The organism is Hymenobacter algoricola (assembly GCF_039539525.1).
In the GTDB taxonomy this organism is placed as follows: domain Bacteria; phylum Bacteroidota; class Bacteroidia; order Cytophagales; family Hymenobacteraceae; genus Hymenobacter; species Hymenobacter algoricola.
In genome coordinates this window covers 42,492-61,570 of sequence record NZ_BAABDH010000111.1, presented here as the reverse complement: position 1 = coordinate 61,570, position 19,079 = coordinate 42,492, and the positions used below count along the sequence as shown (strand labels likewise).

Genomic DNA, 19,079 nt, shown 5'->3' with positions numbered 1-19,079 from the left:
GGCCCAACCGGCCCCGGGCCGCGGCTCCGCCTGGCCTTTTCAATCTACCCTGCCGCTCTTTTTCTGGTTGTTTATGTACCGCATGCTGCTTTTGTTTTTCGCCCTGCTGCTGCCCGGCCGGCCCGCCGTGGCCCAGTCGGCCACACCCGGCCAAACCCCGGACCCGCTCGGTAAAGTTACGCTGAGTGGCTACCTGCGGGATGCGGCCAACGGCGAGGCCCTGGTGGGCGCGTCCGTGTTTGTCAAATCCCTGGCCGTGGGCTCCACGGCCAACGAGTACGGCTTCTACTCCCTCACGCTGCCCCGGGGCACGTACGTCATCACCTACACCTACCTGGGTTACGAGGGGCAGGAAACGACCCTCACGCTAACCACCAGTCAGACCCGCTCGGTGCGGCTGGCCCTCCGCGGGGTGCAGACCGGCGAAGTGGTGGTGACGGGGCAGCGGCCCGACCAGAACGTGCAAAGCACCGAGATGAGCGTGAGCCGGCTGGACCTGAAAACCGTGAAGCTGATGCCGGCGCTGTTGGGGGAAGTCGACGTGATTCGCAGCATCCAGCTGCTGCCCGGCGTGAGTACGGTGGGTGAGGGCGCCTCGGGCTTCAACGTGCGCGGCGGGGGCGTCGACCAGAACCTGATTCTGCTCGATGAGGCCCCGATCTACAACGCGTCCCACCTGTTCGGGCTGTTTTCGACTTTCAACCCCGACGCCGTCAAGGACATCAAGCTGGTGAAGGGCGGCATTCCGGCCCAGTACGGCGGGCGGCTGTCGAGCTTGCTCGACGTGCGCATGAAGGAAGGCAATTCCCAGCGCCTGGGCGTCAGCGGCGGCGTAGGGCTGATTATGTCGCGGCTGGCGGTGGAGGCCCCGATTGTGAAGGACAAAGGCTCGTTTATCGTGGCCGGGCGCCGCTCCTACGGCGACCTGTTTCTGAAGCTGATTCCCGAGCAGAAAGACAACCAGGCCTACTTCTACGACCTCTCGGCCAAGGCCAACTACACCCTGGGCGACAAGGACCGGCTGTACCTGAGCGGCTACCTGGGGCGCGACGTTTTCGCCTTCGGCAAGGCCTTTAAAAATACGCTCGGCAACCGCACCGGCACCGTGCGCTGGAACCACGTGGTGAGCTCCCGGCTGTTTGCCAACGTGACCGGCGTGGTGAGCAAGTACGACTACGGCCTGGGCGTGCCGGAAGGCAACCAGGCGTTCGACTGGACGTCGAACATCGTCAACTACAGCCTGAAGGCCGATTTCAACTACTACCGCACCCCGCAGAGCACGCTCAACTTCGGCACGGGCGCCATCTACTACACCTTTGTGCCCGGCCGCGTCACGCCCGGCAACGCCGGGTCCATCTTTCGGCCCCTGGCCCTGGACGAGCAGCAGGCCGTGGAATACCACGCCTACCTCGACAATGAGCAGACGTTTTCGCCCCGGCTCTCGGCGCAGTACGGCCTGCGCATCAGCCTGTTCGACTACCTCGGCTCGGGCACCGTGTACGACTACGAAGGCCCGGACGGGCGGCAGAAAACGCCGGTCAACCCGCGGCAGTTCGGGGCGGGCAAGGTCATCAAGCGCTACCCCAACCTGGAGCCCCGGGCCTCGCTGCGCTACTCGCTCACGGAAACCAGCTCGCTGAAGGCCAGCTACAACCGCATGGTGCAGTACATCCACCTCGTGTCGAATACCACCGCCTCTTCGCCCCTGGACGTGTGGACGCCGAGTACCAACAACACCAAGCCCGAGCACGCCGACCAGCTGGCCGTGGGCTACTTCCGCAACTTCCGCGACAACGCCTACGAGGCCTCGGTGGAGGTGTTTGGCAAGCGCATGGACAACCAGGTCGACTACATCAACGGGGCCAATACCCTGCTCAACCAGCAGCTCGAAGCCGAGCTGCTCTACGGCCGCGGCCGGGCCTACGGGGTCGAGTTCTACGGGAAGAAAAACGAGGGCGCTTTTACCGGCTGGGTGAGCTACACGCTGAGCCGCTCGGAGCGGCAGATAAACGGGATTAACAACGACGCGTGGTACGTGAACAAGTACGACAAAACCCACTACCTCTCGGTGGTGGGCATGTACCAGCTGAATCCGCGCTGGACGTTTTCCAGCACCTTCAGCTACAGCACCGGCATTGCCACCACCTTCCCCGACAGCCGCTATTCCTACCAGGGGCTGATTGTGCCCAACGTGAACGGCGACGTGCGCAACAACTACCGCGTGCCCACCTACCACCGCCTCGACCTGGCCGCCACCCGGGAAGGCAAAACCGACCCTAGCCGCCGCTGGCACAGCAGCTGGACGTTCTCGTTGTACAATGCCTACGCCCGCCGCAACGCCTACAGCATCTACTTCCGCCAGAACGAGGCCAACCCGCTCAAGACCGAGGCGGTGCGCCTGTCGGTGTTTGGGAGCGTGCTGCCGTCGGCTTCCTACAACTTCAACTTCTAAGCTGCCATGTTCCGCTTCGCTCCTTTTCTCCTCCTGCTCAGCCCCCTGCTCCTGGCCGGCTGCATCGACGTGGTCGACGTGAAAATCCCCGAGGGCCAGCCGCTGCTGGCCGTGGAGGGCGAAATCACCGACCAGCCCGGTCCCTACCTGATTACGCTTACCAAAACCGTCCCCTACTTCGACGAGGTTGCCCTGCCCCGGGTGCAGGGCGCCGTGCTGACCTTAGCCGACAATGAGGGCCACCGCGAAACGCTGCGCGAAGTCAGGCCTGGCACCTACGCCACCAGCACGCTGCAAGGCAAAATTGGCAACCAGTACGTGCTGACCATTCAGGCCGAGGGGGAGGAGTACCGGGCCGAAACCGAAATCCGGCGCACGCCCGAAATCGACAGCATCCGGGCCGAGTACCGACCCCGAGCCAGCACCCAGAACGAGGGCTACTACATTCTGTACTACGGGGCGGAAACGCCCGGCGTGGGCGACTACTACCGCTTCAAGGTGTTTCACAACGGGGTGCTGCTCAACAGGCCCAACGACCTGATTGTAACCAACGACGAGCAGGTGGACGGCAACTACATCGGCGGCGTAGAGCTCACCAACGAGAAAGGAGCCAACGACCAGCCCTTTGCCAAGGGCGACCGGGTGCGGGTGCAGGCCGAGTCATTGCCCCGCGACTATTTCTACTTTCTGAGCGAGATGGTCACGCAGCTCAACAATGTGGGGCTGTTTGCCACGCCGCCGGCCAACGTGCGCACCAACATCCGCAACGTGCGCCCCGGCTCCGAAAAGGCGGCCGTGGGCTACTTCGCCGGCCACACCGTCCGCGCCGACTCGCTGGTAATTCGGTGAGGCGACCGGGCGGCCCGTTGGTAGTTCTGGAATCCATGACATCTTTGTACTACTGCGCGCCGGGGCCGCCGGCCGCCACCGCTTCCGCACACAAAAAAACCCGCGCCAAAGACCACCTCCATGCTCCCCGCCGATACCGAAGCACCCTGGGATTTGCTGGCCAAGCACTTGGCGGGCGAAGCCACGCCCGGGGAGCGGGAGGCGCTGCGCACCTGGGTTGCGGCCGACCCGCAGCGCCTGGGTTTGCTCACCGACACCACCCGGGCCTGGGAGCGGGCCGGGGCCCGGCCGGTACCGGACCTGTTCAGCTCCGCCGACGTGGACGCCGCCTGGCAGCGGCTCCGGCCGCTGATGGTGGGCGCCAAGCCGGAAAACCCGCCGCCGGCGCCGCCGGGCAAGGTGATTGCGCTGCCGCCGGCGCCGGCCGTCATACCCTGGCTGCTGCCCCTGGCCGCCACGATTCTGCTGCTGTTGGGGGCCGTATTTTTCTTTCGCAGCAGTCCCCCGGCCGCGCCCGTAGTGGTGGCCGCCACCAGCCAGCCGCGGCAGGTTGCGCTGCCCGATGGCAGCACCGTCTGGCTGAACCGCCATTCTACGCTGCAGTACGCTGCCGACTTCCGCCGCGACACGCGGGAGGTGCAGCTTAGCGGAGAGGCTTTTTTTGCGGTGCGCAAAGACCACGGCCGGCCCTTCACCGTGCTGAGCGAAGCTTCCCGGGCCCAGGTGCTGGGCACCTCGTTCAACGTGCGGGCCTACGCGGCGGAAGACTCGGTGGAGGTATCGGTGGTGACGGGCCGGGTGGCGCTGGCCCGCCGCGGCCGTCAGCAGGATACCCTGCTGCTGCTGCCCGGTATGCGCGGGGTGCTGCGCGGCGCGGCGGCAGCGGCCGGCTCCACTACTGCTGCGGCCGGGCCGGCGCTGCACCGCAGCACCACCGTGGATGCCAATTTCCGCGCCTGGCAGACCGGGGACCTGGTGTTTGATAACGCGCCCGTACGCCACGTCATCCGCACCCTGCGCGCTGCTTTTGGCACCAACGTCAGCATTGCTGATGCCGGACTGCTCTCCTGCCGCTTCACCGGCACCTTCCACCAGCCCGACCCGGCCCAGGTGCTGCAGGTGGTGAGCGTAGCTACCAACGCCGCTTTATCCGGCGACGCCCGCAACGGCTACATTCTCGCGGGCAAAGGCTGTCGGTAATGCTGGCGAAAGGGGTCGTACCCGAGCCGGCCAACACCAGCGGCAACCAGCCCGTGGCCCTTATCGACTTTGCCTCATCACGCTCATCCTAGCTGCCATGCGGCCTTCTGCTGTCCTGCTCATCTGCTTACTGCTGCTACTGCCGCTGGGCGCGGCAAGTCAGGCTCCGGTCCTGCTGGCGCGACCCGTGCGGGTGGCGGCCACCGAGGCGCCCCTGGAGCAGGTGCTGCGCGATATTGCCCGCCAGAGCAAAGTGCCCTTCAGCTACAGCAGCACCTTTATTCCGCTGCAGCGCCGCGTAACCCTGCATACCAGCGGGGCACAGCCGGTAGGCGCGGTGCTCGACCAGCTGTTGCGTCCCCGGAGTATTTCCTACCAGCTCATCGGCGGCCAGATCGTGTTGTGGCGTACCGGGGAAAGGCCGCCAGACCCGGGGGCGGCGGCCCCTGTCGGGTCTGCCCGCCCGCTACCGTACCCGCCGCCGGCTGGGGGAAGACCAGTCAACACTACGGCCGTCGGTAGAGCCCGACTCCCGCGCCTGGTGCGAGCGGCCAGTACCAGTGAGCCAAGGGCCCCACTACGCCGCCCGGCAGCTCCTGCGCCCCCAGCTAGCCGCTCATCGGTAGTGGCACAAAACCCCGCCGACCACCGCGCCGGCCCTGTTGGCGCTACCAATTCCCGCCTGACCCCCGTGGCCCCGCGGCCGCTGGCGGCCCAGGCAGGTACCGCCCCGCCAGGTGCCGTCGCTGTAGATTCCAGAGCCGGCGGCCGGCCGCTGCCCGGCCCGGATTCGGCCCAAAAAACGCCGGCAGCCCGGCGGCTTCCGGGCTTGAGCCGCCTGAAGCAGAAGGCCCAGAGCCAGGCCCAGACGGCAGCAGTGGCGCTGGCCCGCACTACCCGACACACCGGGCAGGCGCTGAACAGCGGGGCCGGCCAGCTCTCCGGGGCCGCCCGCGCGCTGGCCGATTCGCTGGCCGCGGCTCCCAACAAGCTGGCGCCGTCCCTGCTCACTGGCGTGCGGCGCCTGGCTGACCCGGGCCGGCGCGACACGCTGGCCCGGCGGCCGGTGGCGGTACGCAGTGGCCTGATCGATCGGGACACGCTGCTGGCCCTGGTAACGGTAGCGCCGCCGCCGCCGGTGGGCCCACTATACTATCATCGGCCGGCTCAGGTCAGCTTCGTGTCGCCGCTGGGCACCAATGGGCTGCGCAGCGGCCGCACCGTCAACCGGGTTTCCCTCAATATTCTGGCGGGCTACGCGGCCGGGGTGCAGGGCGTGGAGGTCGGAGGCTTGGTCAACGTGGAGCGCGACACCGTGCTGGGCGTCCAGCTGGCGGGCCTGTTGAACGTGGTGGGCACGGAAGTGAAAGGCGTCCAGCTGGCGGGTCTGTTCAACGTCATCGGTGGCTCGGCCTACGGGGTGCAGGTCGCGGGACTGGGCAACATTGGCCGCGACGATGTGCGCGGGCTGCAGCTGGCGGGCTTGTTCAACATCGGCGGAGGGGCCGCCCGCTCCCGGCGCTACCCCGCGCGGCCCACTATGGCCCGGCGGCTGCTGGGCCTGCCCCGGCTGCTGGCCACCGACTCGGCCGCCAGCAGCCCGGGCGCGTCCAATCCGGGCTCCCGACCCGGGCCGCTGCTGCAGGCCGCAGGCTTATGCAACCTGACCGGCAACGACGTAACCGGCCTGCAAACGGCCCCGCTGCTGAACGTTGCCCGGCGGGTGCGGGGTGCCCAGTTCGGGCTGGTCAATGTCAGCAAGCACGTGCGGGGGGTGCAGCTGGGCCTGGTCAACGTGGCCGACTCAGTGGATGGCGTTACGCTGGGAATTATCAACATCGTGCGGCACGGCTACCTGCACGGGGAGGTGTGGGCCAGTGAGTCGTTGCCGCTGAATGCCGTGCTCAAGCTGGGCGTCCGGCACTACTACACTATGCTGGGCGCCGCCACCCAGCCGTTTGGCACCCGGTTCCGCTGGGCTTCCGGCTTCGGTATCGGCACGGCCAGCCGCGCCCACGGCCGCTTCACCTACAGCCTCGACGTGATGCAGTGGGCCCTGGCCGAGCCCGCCATTTCCGTTACCGAGACCCGTCTGCTCACCCAGCTCCGCCCGGCGGTGGCCTGGCAGATGGAAGCCGCGGGTCACCTGCAGCTGGTGCTGGCGCCCACGCTTAACCTGGCTCTGGCCTATAATTCCACCAGCGCCCCCGCCTGGGATTTTGGCCAGAATCAGAAGCTGCTGATCAATACCAGTTCCAACCGCAGCCTTACTCGCCTCTGGCCCGGCGTGCACATCGGGCTGCGGTTCTGATCGACCCGGAACCCCAAAGGCGTTCGGCTGGCGGTAGACTGCTGCTACTTCGTGTGCTGCACCAACCAGTCGCCCAGCGTCTGCAGGGCCACCGGCGCGAAGGTTTCTTCCAGGGTGGCATACTCCGCTACGCTCCCGGTAGTGGCGGTCTGAAACAGATGGTTCAGACCGGGCAGGGTGCGGGTGGTAACGTCGCGGTTGCCGGCGGCCCGCAGCCCTTTTTCAATGGCGGGAAGATTCACCTCGGCGGCTACCTGCAGGTCTTTGGAGCCATTGAGGGCCAGCACCGGGCAGTGCACCTGGCGCAGCGCCTGCTGGGGGTCATACGTAATGATATAGCGCATCCAGGGCGACAGCAGTTGGGTGGTAGTGCTCTGGCTGGCGGTGGCTGGAGTACCGGGAATAGTCTGCTGCACAATGGCCTCCAGCTGCGGGGCCAGCTGGGCCGCGGTCAGCGCCGGATTCTGGCGTAACGCCGCGTACAGGCGGCTATTCAGCCGCTGACTCAGGCCCAGCTGAGTGGTATCGACACCCCCGGCGCGGCCCAGGTCGGTTTGCTGCCGGAGCAGCAGCTCCGCCCCCGATACGCCCGTACCAGCCAAAGACACCAGAAATGCCGGCGGATTGGGCTGCGCCGCGGCCATCCACCCGATCAGGCCGCCTTCGCTGTGCCCAATCAGACCTACTCGCTTGGGTTGAATGTCGGGGCGGGTCCGTAGATACTGCATGGCGGCCTGCGCATCCCGGGTAAAATTCTCGGTGGTTGCGCCGCCCGCGCCGCGTTCCGACTGGCCTACTCCCCGGTCGTCGTAGCGCAGCACGGCAATGCCGCGGCGGGTGAGGTAGTCGGCCAGCACCAGAAAAGGCTGATGCCCGAACACGGTTTCGTTGCGGTCCTGTGGTCCCGACCCCGTGACGAGCACTACGGCTGCAAAGGGGCCTTTGCCCTGGGGCAGAGTCAGGGTGCCGGCCAGCGTGAGCTGGTCAGCCGCGTTGCGCACGCTCACTTCCTCGCTGCGGTAGGGAAAGGGCGCTTTGGGAGTCTGGGGGCGGGTTGGAATTGGGGCAACGGCAACGGCTGGTGCCGGCCCGCGCTGCAGGCTCAACGGCAGGGAAGCGCCGTTTTGCTGCCAGCGCCCCGCCAGCTGCTGGCCGTCGGGGGAGAGGCGCCCCTGAAACTGACCTCTGAGACTACTCATAACCAGATATACGCTGTCGGTGCGCACGAGCACGCTGGTCAGAGGCCGGGCCGTCATGCGTTGCTGGGGCACGGCCATGGTACCGGAGTAGGCCCCGGAAGTTTGCTGCTCGATTACAAACTCAACCCCCAGCCGACCGTTGGGAGCTTCAAGCACCCCGTGCCAGGTTCCTGTGGGCATAGGTGATGCTACTCCAACCGTGGGCAACAGCAGGGCAGTCAGGAGCAGCAGGTGGGAGATGAGGAGTTTCATAGGAAGCGGAATAGGAAAAATAGAAAGATGGGTGCAAGTGTAAGAATGATATTTAGACAAATAACTAAATGAAGGCAGAAAAATTGTTTCTCGTGCCCAGCTGCTGCCATTCCTTCGCTCTGGTAGCTTCCGGCTGGATACCAAAGCAAAGAGCCCCGGCTGCCCGCGTGGGCAGCCGGGGCTCTTTGCTTTGGTATCCAGCTTAGCTGCGGCCCCGCTTTGGCGTAGCCGACTTGGAAGCGGCCGGCGCTACCCGTTTGGTGGTAATCGGGACGGCGGCGGGTTTGATGATGATGACTTGCTGGGCAATCCAGCCGTGCATCACCTTCAGCGCCTCGGGCGAAAAAGAGGCCTTCTGCTCGCCTTCAAATACGGGCCATTCCGACGGGTCGGACTGGAACAGGTGGTTCACGCCGTTCAGCTTCTGCACCGTTACCCGGCGGTTGCCGCTGGTTCTAAGGCCTTTGTGCAGGGCCGTGAGGTTTTTGTTGGCCGTCACCTGCAAATCGGCAGTGCCGTTCATGGCCAGGATGGGACATTTGATGCCGGCCATGTTGCGCTGGGGGTCGAAGTCGATGAAGTAGCGGTACCAGGGCGAGGTGAGCTGCACGGCGCGGGCGCGGGCCATAGCGGGGTCAATGTTGGCATTGCTCTGCCGCAGCAGCACGCCTACTTTGGCGCGGGCCAGCGCGTCGTCGGGCGTCTGGCGTACCACGGCCACCAGCCGGTCGTCCATCTTCAACGCCGCATCTACCTGCGCCGGGTTGGCCCCGATCAGGCGCATGATTTCGACCTGCTGCCGCTGCAGCACATCCCGGCCCGTCATGCCGTAGCCGGCCAGCGACACCACAAAATCGGGCGCTTTGGGCTGACTGGCGGCCAGCAGGGCAATGTTGGCGCCTTCGCCGTGGCCGATGATGCCCACCTGGCTTTTGTTGACGCGGTAATGGGCCCGCAGGTAGCCCATGGCGGCCTGGGCATCGGTGACGAGGTCGGCGGTGGTCGCTGAGGAGTAGGTGCCGGTCGATTTGCCCATGCCCCGATCGTCGTAGCGGAGCACGGCGATGCCGTGGCGGGTGAGGTAGTCGGCCAGCTGCCCAAACATGCGGTATTCCTCCTGCTCCGCGTCCCGGTCCTGGGGGCCGGAGTCGGATACCAGCACCACGGCCGGAAACGGGCCGCTGCCCTGGGGCATGGTAAGGGTGGCACCCAGGCGCAGCTTGGCCACTTTGTTGGGCACAATCACGTCGTCGAGACGGTAAGGAAGGGCCACTTTGAACTTGGGCGCGGTCGTGACGGCCACGTTGCTGCGGATCAGGATCAGCGGGGCCGTGAGGCCGGGCTGGGTCCAGGTGCCGTTCAGCGCGCCGGTATCGGGCCGGAGCTTGCCGGCAAAGCGGCTGCCGGCCTGCTCAATGCTGAGCGTTACCTCGTTGTCCTTCTGGATTACTTCCACCGGCATCCGGCTGATTTTCTGCTGCGGCACGTCCAGCGCGGCGTAGTAGGAGCCGTTGGTCAGGGGCACGATGGTGATGATCAGGCCCAGACTGCCCCCGGGCACGGCCAGCTGCCCTTTCCACTGTCCGCCCAGCAGGGAGGGGCCGCCGCCCGGCCGGCCGGCCAAGCTCAACAGGGGAAAGCACAGAACCAAGAACAGCAGCAGCGTGAAGAGTAAACGGTTCCTCATAAAGTAACAAGTTATGCTGCCTTAGTGCAGTAAGACGGGTGAAAAGAAACTAAAAGTACCAAAAAAGCCGCAATGTTACCAGCCTAACGTGAATGGGATATTCGAGGTTTTAACCCTAGGACCAGGAATACTGATTCACCGCAATAAAGTGTCCAAAGTCGGGGGTGGAGCGCAATTGCCCGCCGCCCTTCCCCCGCAATTACCGGCGTCTGAGCTTCCGCGGCGGGTGGCAAAGCCGTACCTTCGGCAGTCCAAACGCCACTGCGGAAACCTTCCCGGCTACCTGCGGTGTTTCCTACTTCTATGGCCAAAGAATCTTTGCAAGTAGCCGCCCCCGCGGCCGACCCGATTGACCAGCTCGACCCGCGGCAGTACATTCTCATCAAGAATGCCCGGGTGCACAACCTCAAAAACCTCAGCGTGGCGCTGCCGCGCAATAAGTTTATCGTCGTCACGGGCCTGTCGGGCTCGGGCAAGTCGTCGTTGGCCTTCGACACGCTCTATGCCGAGGGGCAGCGCATGTACGTGGAGAGCCTGAGCTCCTACGCCCGCCAGTTTCTGGGCCGCATGGACAAGCCCGACGTCGACTACATCCGCGGCATCTCGCCGGCCATTGCCATCGAGCAGAAGGTCAGCATCAAGAACAACCGCTCGACGGTGGGCACCAGCACCGAGATTTACGACTACCTCAAGCTGCTCTTTGCCCGGGTGGGGCGCACGTTTTCGCCCGTCAGCGGGGTGCAGGTGCGCAAGGATACCGTGGCCGACGTGGTCGACTTTCTCTTTAAGCTGCCCGACGGCGCCAAGGCCACGATTCTGGCGCCGCTGCTGCCTTCCGAAGACGGCCGCGCGATGAGCAAGGAGCTGGACCTGCTGCTGCAGAAGGGCTACAGCCGGGTGGTGGTGAACGGCGACGAAACCGCTTTTATCGAAGACCTGATCGGGGAAGGCAAGCCCGAAATCAAGGGCGACGTCTGCATCATGATTGACCGGGCCGTCATCCGGACCGGCGACGAGGACCTGATGTTCCGCCTGTCGGACTCGGTGCAGACGGCGTTTTTCGAGGGCCACGGTACCTGCCTGATCCGGCTCGACAACGAGACGCGCACGTTCTCCGACCGGTTTGAGCTCGACGGCGTGGTGTTTGAGGAGCCGAACGTGAACTTCTTCTCCTTCAACAACCCCTACGGTGCCTGCCAGACCTGCGAGGGGTTCGGCTCGGTGCTGGGCATCGACGAGGACCTGGTGATTCCCGACAAGAGCCTGACGGTGTACGAGGGCGCCATTGCCCCCTGGCGCACCGACAAGCAGAGCGAGTGGCTCAAGCCGCTGCTCAAAAACGGCATCCGCTTCGACTTCCCCATTCACCGCCCCTACAACGAGCTGACCGAAGCCGAGCGGAGCCTGCTGTGGAAGGGCAACAAGTATTTCGAGGGCCTCGACGACTACTTCAAGTGGGTGGCCACGCAGAGCCACAAAATCCAGTACCGGGTGCTGCAAAGCCGCTACCGGGGCCGCACCACCTGCCCCGACTGCCGCGGCACCCGCCTGCGCAAGGACGCCCAGTACGTCAAAATCGACGGGCAGAGCATCACCGACATCGTGCTGCTGCCGGTGAGCCGGGCGCTGGAGTACTTTGAGAAGCTCAACCTGAACGAGCACGACGCCAAGATTGCCGAGCGCCTGAGCACCGAAATCACCAACCGCCTGGGCTACCTCAACCGCGTGGGCCTGGGCTACCTGACGCTGAACCGGCTGAGCAGCACGCTCTCGGGCGGCGAGAGCCAGCGCATTTCGCTGGCTACTTCGCTGGGCTCGGCGCTGGTGGGCTCCATGTACATCCTCGATGAGCCCAGCATCGGCCTGCACCCCAAGGATGCCGAGCAGCTGATTGGCGTGCTGCGCTCCTTGCAGCAGCTGGGCAACACCGTGATTGTGGTGGAGCACGAGGAGAAGATGATGGAGCAGGCCGACCAGATCATCGACATCGGCCCCGAGGCCGGCTCGGGCGGCGGCCACCTCATGTTCCAGGGCTCGTATCCGGAGCTTTTGAAGAACACCACAACCTACACCGGCCAGTACCTGAGCGGCCGCATGGAGGTGAAGGTGCCCACCAGCCGCCGGCCCTGGCGCAACGCGCTGGAAGTGCTGGGCGCCCGCGAAAACAACCTGAAGAACGTGTCAGTGAAGTTTCCGCTGGGCGTGATGACGGTGGTAACCGGCGTGTCGGGCTCGGGCAAGTCGACGCTGGTGAAGCGCATTCTGGCGCCAGCCGTGGCCAAGCAGCTCGGCGGCGGGGCCGGCGAGGCTACCGGCAAGTTCGACCGCCTGATGGGCGTGCAGGGCCAGGTGTCGCACGTCGAGTTCGTGGACCAGAACCCCATCGGCAAGAGCAGCCGCTCGAACCCGGTGACCTACGTGAAGGCCTACGACGCCATCCGCACCCTGTTTTCCGACCAGCCGCTGGCCAAGGCCCGGGGCCTGAAACCGTCCCACTTCAGCTTCAACATCGAAGGCGGCCGCTGCGAGGTGTGCCAGGGCGAAGGCCAGGTCAAGATTGAGATGCAGTTCATGGCCGACATCTACCTGACCTGCGAAAGCTGCGGCGGCCGTAAGTTCAAGCAGGACATCCTCGACGTCAAGTTCCAGGACATGGGCATCGACGACGTGCTGGAAATGACCGTCGCCGACGCCGTGGAGTTTTTTAAGGGCCAGCCCAAGGTAGCCGACCGCCTCCGGCCCCTCGACGACGTGGGCCTGGGCTACATCCGCCTGGGGCAGTCGGCCAACACGCTGAGCGGCGGCGAGGCCCAGCGGGTGAAGCTGGCCTCGTTTCTGACCAAGGGCGCCACGCTGCAGCAGGACAAGATCCTGTTCATCTTCGACGAGCCCAGCACCGGCCTGCACTTCCACGACATCAACAAGCTGCTCACGGCCCTGAACGCGCTGATTGAGCAGGGCAACTCGGTGCTCATCATCGAGCACAACATGGACATCATCAAGTGCGCCGACTGGCTTATCGACCTGGGCCCCGAGGGCGGCATCAACGGCGGCCACCTGCTGTTTGAGGGCACGCCCGAGGACCTGGCCCGGCTCCGGGATACCAACCACACCGCCCGGTTCCTGGCCGAGAAGCTGTAGGCCCCCGATGCCGATTACCCGTAAACCCGAGGAGCCGCCCGTTACCAGGCGGCTCCTTCTTTTATTGCTGACATGATTCTAGGAGCCGAAGAACAATTCCGGGTGGGCGTGCCGGAGCCGGGCGCGGAAAACTTTCTGCTGAGCAGTGTGGCCGCCAACCACGAGTTTCAGGTGATGTTTGAGGACGACGGCACCACCGGCTACTTCTACGCCGTGCATGACGCCGAGGAATCCGAAATCCTCGATGCCCTGCACGTGTACAACGTGGAGGACGTGGCCGACCAGGACGTGCCCGTAACGGCCCAGATTTTCTGGGACGAGGCCCAGACCACGGCCGTACTTATCGTGGGCGGCTACTGCCACGCCCTGTACGACTTCCAGCGGCGGGCCGGCTTCTGCCGCAATGCCTTTCCGCCCGCCCCGCACGGCCAGCCCGGTTCCCGGGAGCTGACCGACGAGCTGGTAGAAAAGTACTTTGCCGCCTGATCCGGAAATATTTTCTTCGCCACCTGCTGCCTGCCCCATGGAACCTACCGCCACTCCCCCCGCCGCCTACTCGCCCTCGGCCCGCCGCCTGCTCTGGCGCTGGGTGGCCGCGCTGGCCGTTTTCGGCAACGTCTTCGTCAACTACTGGGCTAATGCCCGTCCCTTCAACGGGCAGACCAACGCCGTGGTATCAGGCAAGTACCCCACGCTGCTCACGCCCGCCGGCTATGCTTTCAGCATCTGGGGGCTGATATTTCTGGGCCTGCTCGTGTATGCCGTCTGGCAGCTGCTGCCCGCCCAGCGTACTGCGCAGCTGCCCGATGCCGTGGCCCGGCCGCTCACCCTGGCCTGCGTGGCTACCGGCGGCTGGCTGGTGGTGTTTGCCTACGAGCTGATGCCGCTGAGCGTGCTGGTGATGCTGCTGATTCTGGGCGCCCTCATCGTGGCCTTTGGGCGGGTACGCCGCCGGGTGCGCGCCGGCCTGGCCCCGCGCTGGGTCAGCATCCCGTTTGCCCTGTACCTGGGCTGGATTTCGGTGGCGCTGGTCATCAACGCCACCATCGGCCTGCGGGAGCTGGGCTGGCAAACCGCCGCCAACGGGTCGGTGCTGCTCACGTTTGTGCTGCTGGCCGTGGTGGTCGGGCTGGGCCTCGCCATCGGTGGCGTGTTCCGCAGCGTGGTGTTTCCGCTAGTCATTGCCTGGGCGCTGGTGGCCATCTGGGTGGCCCAGCGCGGCGGCACGTACCCCGAGCTGGCCCTGGCGGCGCTGGTGGGCGCGGGCGTGGTGGCGCTGGGGGGCTTAGGGCTGAGTCTGCGCCCGCACCGGGGCCGGGTGGCGGAGTAGGGGCGGGGAGGGCTCCGTCCAACTTATGAGCCGCGCGAAATCCGGATAGAGTCCTGGGGTTCTAGTCAGATTTCTGGTCGTCGGAAATCTCACTAGAAGCCGAGAGGTCTAGTGAGATTTCGAGCGACCAAAAATCTGACTAGAGTGGGTGGATAGCAAGGAAAAATGGCCGTCCTGCTCATCCAGCGTCCGCGAAGCGAAGCATCTCGCGTGCTGACGCCTGAGTAGTAACCTGACGTCAGCACGCGAGACGCTTCGACTTCGCGGACGCTGGATGAGCAGGACGTTCTTTTCGGTTCCTGTCCCTACCCTCTAGAAGCCAGAGCGGCGGCTCTTTTTTCACCGGGCCGGAAAAAAGGGTAGCAAAGCCGGCTCCGATGCCAGCCGCTGGCCTTGGGTCCTTGGCCGTGGCCGGCGGGGGCGCTTGGGCGAATTGTCGTTTCTTTGCGCCCGTCAACCTATTCTCCCTCCCAACTCTTTCTTATGCGCAAGAACCTCGTCGCCGGCAACTGGAAAATGAATATGACCTACCAGGACGGCCTCGCGCTGGTATCCGAAATCACCAACATGGTGGCCGACGAAGCCACGGGCTCCTCCGTGGAAGTGGTGCTGTGTCCGCCGTTTCCCTTCCTGCACTCGGTGGGTAAGCTGCTGCCGGCCGGCGGCCCCATCCACCTCGGCGCCCAGAACTGCCACCAAAAGGAGAGCGGCGCCTACACCGGCGAAGTATCGGCCCGGATGCTGCAGTCGGTGGGCGTGGAATACGTGATTCTGGGCCACTCCGAGCGGCGCCAGTATTTCCACGAGGACGATGCGCTGCTGAGCCAGAAGCTGAAGGCCGCCCTGGCCGCCGGCCTGAAGCCCATCTTCTGCGTGGGCGAAACGCTGGACACGCGCGAGGCGGACGAGACGTTCTCCCACCTCGAAAAGCAGCTTAAAGACGGCCTGTTTCACCTTTCCAACGAGGAGTTTGACCAGGTAACCATTGCCTACGAGCCCATCTGGGCCATTGGCACCGGCAAAACGGCCACCAGCGCCCAGGCCCAGGAAGTGCACGCCTTCATCCGCGAGCAGGTGGCCCGGGCCTACGACGCGGCCGCGGCCCAGAACACGACCATTCTCTACGGCGGCTCGGCCAACGCCCAGAATGCCCGGGAGCTGTTTTCGCAGCCCGACGTGGATGGCGGCCTCATCGGCGGCGCCGCCCTCAAGTCGCGCGACTTCACCGAGATTATCAAGTCGTTCTAAGCTTTCAGCGCTTAGAATAGGAGCGCTTCGAACTTAGCTTGTCGCTTGGCTGGTTCTGGTGGTCAAGTGGCCGGCTCTTTGCTTTCGTCGGCTTCTAAGTTCTGGAATCTCTCAACTCTAAGCTCTCCTGAAAAATGCTTGCTGCCCTTCTCGTTGCCGGCCTGCTGGCGCTGCATCCGGTGCTGCCCCAGCCCCGCGTCCCGTTTGTGGCGGCGCCGGTGGGCTCCGTCGAGCCCTGCCGCATCTACGGCTCGGTGTTCCTGGAAACCAACCCGGCCCGGCGCGGCTTCTGCTTCGGCACGGTGTATCTGGAGCCCGAAGAAGCCTTTGCCGACGTGCTGGTGTACCGCGAAGACAACAAGCTGTTTGCCGATAAAGCCGGGTTCTGGTACCTGGCCACCGGCCCCAACTTTGCCGACTACGTGCTCTTCGTCACCGACAACCGCGCCCTGGCCGACTTCAGCATTCAGTACACCGACATCCGCTCCTTCGCCGGCTGCCGGCGGCGCTAGCGAATTGTCAGACACAGCAAAAGGCCCTTCCAACCGCGTGGAAGGGCCTTTTGCTTGTTGCTCTGGGGTTGGTGCTGCCTGCTGCGGCGCCGCGAAACCGGCCTCTAGTTTACCAGCAGCTTGCGGCCGGTGCCGGCCACCGTCACCCAGTAGGCCCCCGGGGCCAAAGCCAGCGGCACCTGCGTGGTCGGGCCGGTCAGCAGCTGATGGTGAACCAGCTGGCCCAGGCCGTTGAAGATGCGCACGTCCTGGGGCAGCAGGCGGGCATCGGTCACCTGGAGCGTGAGCTGGTCGTGGGCCGGGTTGGGGTACAGCTGCAGGGCCGCGGCCGCCAGCTGGGGGGCCCTGGTCCCCGTCACGATGGACAGCAGAGCGCGGGCGGCGTTGAGGCGGCCGTGGCCGTAGTACTGGTCCCAGCCCGGCGTATCGTCAGCGCCGCCTACCCGGTCGTCGGCCGTGGCCTGCAGCAGCGTTTTCACCTGGGCCGGCGTGAGCTGGGGCTTCAGCGTGAGCAGCAGCGAAACGAGGCCGGCGACGTGGGGCGTGGCCTGGGAAGTGCCGCCCCAGTAGCTGTTGTAGTTGGTGTTGGAAAGGTGGCTCAGGCCGTAGATGTAGTTGCCGGGCGCCACCAGGGAAATGTGCTGGCCGTAGTTGCTGCCGCTGGTAGCACTCCAGAAAAACGGGCTGGTGCGGGTGTCGTTGGGGTTGGTCGAGCCCACGGCCACCACGCCGGCAAAACCCGCGGGGTAGTAGGTGACGGCGTTGTTTTCGTTCATCATGCACGCCACCACCACCACGCCGCGCTGGATGGCGAAGTCGATGGCGTTCTGGAGCGTGAGAGAGTAGCCGCTGCCGCCCACCGACATGTTAATCACCCGGGCTCCGTTGTTGACGGCGTAGTAAATGGCGCTGGCCCACCACGCGTACTGCCCCGAGTTCTGGGCGTTCAGGCCCTTGCAGACCATCAGCTTGCAGCCCCAGTTCACGCCGGCGTAGCCCAGGGCGTTGTTGCCCGTGGCGCCGATAATGCCCGTGACGTTGGTACCGTGGCCCTGGTCGTCGGTCGGGTTGTTGGTGTTGTAGGCAAAGTTCCAGCCGTTCACGTCGTCCACGTAGCCGTTCTGGTCGTCGTCGAGGCCGTTGGCGGGAACCTCCTGGCGGTTGCGCCAGATGCGGCGCCCACTGAATTCGGGGTGGTCGAGCTTGAGGCCGCTGTCGATGATGGCCACCGTCACCGACGAGTCGCCGCGGGTAATAGCCCAGGCATCCTCCATCTTGATGTCGGCGCCGGCGCGGGCCGGCGAGAGGCTGAAGGTACCCACATTTTTGAGGCTCCACTGGCGGCTGTAAAGCGCATCGTCGGGGGCAAAGCCCTGCACGCCGCCGCTCCGGCCGGTGGCATCCAGCTCCACGTACTGAAACAGCCCGCTCTGCTGATACTCGCGCAGCGCCTGCTGCACGTCGGTACCGGCGGGCAGCTCAATGAGGTAGGGCGCCGGCTCGGCAGCGTCGGCGCTCCGGGTGCGGCCCGGATTCAGCGCCTGCACCTGCCGGGCGCCGTGCGTCCGGTTTAGCTGCTCAAACGCCAGCAGGCGGTCGTGGGTAGGGCTGGCCGGGGCCAGCTCCGCCGCCACGTTGTCGGTGAGGCGCACCAGCAGGCGCGGGGCCTGGGCCTGGGCAGCGGTGGTAGTGGTCCAGAAAGCGGCCAGCAGGCCCAGGGTTGGTAGGAGGTGTTGCATAGGGGTTAGGGGTAAGGGATGAGACATAACGGTGGGGGCCAACTGGCGCGCATACCCGAAGATACAACCAAAAAACCTGCTTTCCGAGGCCCGAAGCCAGCCAGGCCGGGCTCCGTTTTCGGTGGAAAGCGGCGGGCCGCTGGCATGGCGGCGCACTCCGGCGGCCGCCGGGAACCGGAGCCGGTGCGGCCGCTGTTGCCCGACGCCGGCGGGCCGGGCCGCAGTTGCTGCGCCCCGGTTTTTTCGTGCGAACTTGCCGGCTCAATGACGGCGGCTTTCCCGCCGCCGGTGTCCCCAACAACTGAACCGATGGATTTTGTAGAAGTGAGCGTGCAGGCCCCCCGCGAATTGGCCGATATTCTGGTAGCCGAGCTCAGCCAGGTAGGCTACGATACGTTTGAAGACAATGACGAGGGCTTCTGCGCCTATATAGGCGAAGGCGACTTCGACAACGATGCCGTAGCCGAAATCATGAGCCGCTACGAGGGGCAGGGCGAGCTGGGCTACGACCACCGCGTGATTACGCGCCAGAACTGGAACGCCGAGTGGGAAAAGAACTTCCAGCCCCTGATCATCGCCGACCGGGTGTCGGTGCGGGCGCCGTTTCACGCGAAGCCGGAAGGGCTGGAATACGAAATCGTGATTATGCCGCGCATGTCGTTCGGCACCGGCCACCACGAAACCACCGCCCTGATGATTGAAAACCAGCTCGACATCAGCCACCAGGGCCTGCGCGTGCTCGATATGGGCTGCGGCACGGGCATTCTGGCCATCATGGCGGCCCACCTCGGCGCCCGGGAAGTGCTGGCCGTGGACGTGGAGCCCTGGACGGTGGAAAACGCCGCCGACAACGCGGCGGAAAATAACTGCACGAATATTGAGTGCCGCCTGGGCGGTGTGGAAGTGCTGGCCGGCGAGGCGCCCTTCGATATCATCCTGGCCAACATCAACCGCAACGTGCTGCTGGATGATATGCACGCCTACGCCGCCTTGCTGCCCGCGGGCCGGCCTATTCTGTTCAGCGGCTTCTACCAAGAGGACTTATCCAAGATTGAGGCCGAAGCCGGCCAGCACGGATTGGCGTACCAGTCGCACCGGACCAAGAATAACTGGGTCTCGGCGATTTTCACGAAATTGTAGGCGGTATACTAGGCCCCGA

At 65.2% G+C, this 19,079-nt stretch carries 13 protein-coding genes; 10 read left to right on the top strand and 3 right to left on the bottom strand.

The window, feature by feature from the left end:
- Positions 1 to 82: 82 nt before the first annotated feature.
- From ABD842_RS19235 to ABD842_RS19220, 4 genes are all read left to right on the top strand, one after another.
- Complete coding sequence (locus ABD842_RS19235) at positions 83 to 2,452, top strand: TonB-dependent receptor (RefSeq protein ID WP_345117460.1); 2,370 nt, start codon at positions 83 to 85, stop codon at positions 2,450 to 2,452.
- 6 nt (positions 2,453 to 2,458) lie between these two features.
- Positions 2,459 to 3,301 carry a DUF4249 domain-containing protein gene (locus tag ABD842_RS19230; RefSeq protein WP_345117458.1) on the top strand — a complete coding sequence of 281 codons (843 nt, stop codon included), beginning with the start codon at positions 2,459 to 2,461 and terminating at the stop codon, positions 3,299 to 3,301.
- Positions 3,302 to 3,421: 120 nt separating this feature from the next.
- Entirely contained in the window at positions 3,422 to 4,501 is a 1,080-nt protein-coding gene (locus tag ABD842_RS19225) for a FecR family protein (RefSeq protein ID WP_345117456.1), read from the top strand.
- Between the two features lie 97 nt (positions 4,502 to 4,598).
- Entirely contained in the window at positions 4,599 to 6,812 is a 2,214-nt protein-coding gene (locus ABD842_RS19220) for an LA_2272 family surface repeat-containing protein (protein ID WP_345117454.1), read from the top strand.
- Positions 6,813 to 6,856: 44 nt separating this feature from the next.
- Here the strand turns inward: ABD842_RS19220 and ABD842_RS19215 are convergent, their stop codons facing one another.
- Positions 6,857 to 8,263: an alpha/beta hydrolase family protein gene (locus tag ABD842_RS19215; RefSeq protein ID WP_345117452.1), complete on the bottom strand. Its 1,407-nt coding sequence runs from the start codon at positions 8,261 to 8,263 to the stop codon at positions 6,857 to 6,859.
- 202 nt (positions 8,264 to 8,465) lie between these two features.
- A complete protein-coding gene (locus ABD842_RS19210; protein WP_345117450.1) occupies positions 8,466 to 9,950 on the bottom strand; it encodes an alpha/beta hydrolase family protein in 1,485 nt (494 codons plus the stop codon).
- Positions 9,951 to 10,253: 303 nt separating this feature from the next.
- Here ABD842_RS19210 and uvrA point away from each other — a divergent pair, with 303 nt between their 5' ends.
- From uvrA to ABD842_RS19185, 5 genes are all read left to right on the top strand, one after another.
- Complete coding sequence (gene uvrA / locus ABD842_RS19205; protein ID WP_345117448.1) at positions 10,254 to 13,091, top strand: excinuclease ABC subunit UvrA; 2,838 nt, start codon at positions 10,254 to 10,256, stop codon at positions 13,089 to 13,091.
- 72 nt (positions 13,092 to 13,163) lie between these two features.
- Entirely contained in the window at positions 13,164 to 13,577 is a 414-nt protein-coding gene (locus ABD842_RS19200) for a DUF2251 domain-containing protein (RefSeq protein ID WP_345117446.1), read from the top strand.
- Positions 13,578 to 13,614: 37 nt separating this feature from the next.
- The gene (locus ABD842_RS19195) at positions 13,615 to 14,421 is read left to right on the top strand and encodes a hypothetical protein (protein ID WP_345117444.1); all 807 of its coding nucleotides are present in this window, start codon (positions 13,615 to 13,617) and stop codon (positions 14,419 to 14,421) included.
- Positions 14,422 to 14,904: 483 nt separating this feature from the next.
- Positions 14,905 to 15,669, top strand: coding sequence for a triose-phosphate isomerase (tpiA, locus tag ABD842_RS19190; protein WP_345117442.1), 765 nt, complete (start codon positions 14,905 to 14,907; stop codon positions 15,667 to 15,669).
- 134 nt (positions 15,670 to 15,803) lie between these two features.
- On the top strand, positions 15,804 to 16,181 hold the full coding sequence (locus ABD842_RS19185) for a 7(1) septoil knot domain-containing protein (protein WP_345117440.1): 378 nt from the start codon (positions 15,804 to 15,806) through the stop codon (positions 16,179 to 16,181).
- 104 nt (positions 16,182 to 16,285) lie between these two features.
- Here the strand turns inward: ABD842_RS19185 and ABD842_RS19180 are convergent, their stop codons facing one another.
- The gene (locus ABD842_RS19180) at positions 16,286 to 17,920 is read right to left on the bottom strand and encodes a S8 family serine peptidase (RefSeq protein WP_345117438.1); all 1,635 of its coding nucleotides are present in this window, start codon (positions 17,918 to 17,920) and stop codon (positions 16,286 to 16,288) included.
- Between the two features lie 309 nt (positions 17,921 to 18,229).
- Between ABD842_RS19180 and prmA the strand changes: the two genes are divergently transcribed.
- Complete coding sequence (gene prmA / locus ABD842_RS19175; protein WP_345117436.1) at positions 18,230 to 19,060, top strand: 50S ribosomal protein L11 methyltransferase; 831 nt, start codon at positions 18,230 to 18,232, stop codon at positions 19,058 to 19,060.
- Positions 19,061 to 19,079: the final 19 nt, after the last annotated feature.

Excerpts from the sequence above, each read along its gene's own strand:
- ABD842_RS19225 (WP_345117456.1), top strand. The coding sequence starts at position 3,422 with ATGCTCCCCGCCGATACCGAAGCACCCTGGGATTTGCTGGCCAAGCAC.
- tpiA (WP_345117442.1), top strand. The coding sequence starts at position 14,905 with ATGCGCAAGAACCTCGTCGCCGGCAACTGGAAAATGAATATGACCTAC.
- ABD842_RS19215 (WP_345117452.1), bottom strand. The coding sequence starts at position 8,263 with ATGAAACTCCTCATCTCCCACCTGCTGCTCCTGACTGCCCTGCTGTTG.
- ABD842_RS19200 (WP_345117446.1), top strand. The coding sequence starts at position 13,164 with ATGATTCTAGGAGCCGAAGAACAATTCCGGGTGGGCGTGCCGGAGCCG.
- ABD842_RS19210 (WP_345117450.1), bottom strand. The coding sequence starts at position 9,950 with ATGAGGAACCGTTTACTCTTCACGCTGCTGCTGTTCTTGGTTCTGTGC.
- ABD842_RS19195 (WP_345117444.1), top strand. The coding sequence starts at position 13,615 with ATGGAACCTACCGCCACTCCCCCCGCCGCCTACTCGCCCTCGGCCCGC.
- ABD842_RS19235 (WP_345117460.1), top strand. The coding sequence starts at position 83 with ATGCTGCTTTTGTTTTTCGCCCTGCTGCTGCCCGGCCGGCCCGCCGTG.
- ABD842_RS19220 (WP_345117454.1), top strand. The coding sequence starts at position 4,599 with ATGCGGCCTTCTGCTGTCCTGCTCATCTGCTTACTGCTGCTACTGCCG.
- ABD842_RS19230 (WP_345117458.1), top strand. The coding sequence starts at position 2,459 with ATGTTCCGCTTCGCTCCTTTTCTCCTCCTGCTCAGCCCCCTGCTCCTG.
- ABD842_RS19185 (WP_345117440.1), top strand. The coding sequence starts at position 15,804 with ATGCTTGCTGCCCTTCTCGTTGCCGGCCTGCTGGCGCTGCATCCGGTG.
- prmA (WP_345117436.1), top strand. The coding sequence starts at position 18,230 with ATGGATTTTGTAGAAGTGAGCGTGCAGGCCCCCCGCGAATTGGCCGAT.
- uvrA (WP_345117448.1), top strand. The coding sequence starts at position 10,254 with ATGGCCAAAGAATCTTTGCAAGTAGCCGCCCCCGCGGCCGACCCGATT.
- ABD842_RS19180 (WP_345117438.1), bottom strand. The coding sequence starts at position 17,920 with ATGCAACACCTCCTACCAACCCTGGGCCTGCTGGCCGCTTTCTGGACC.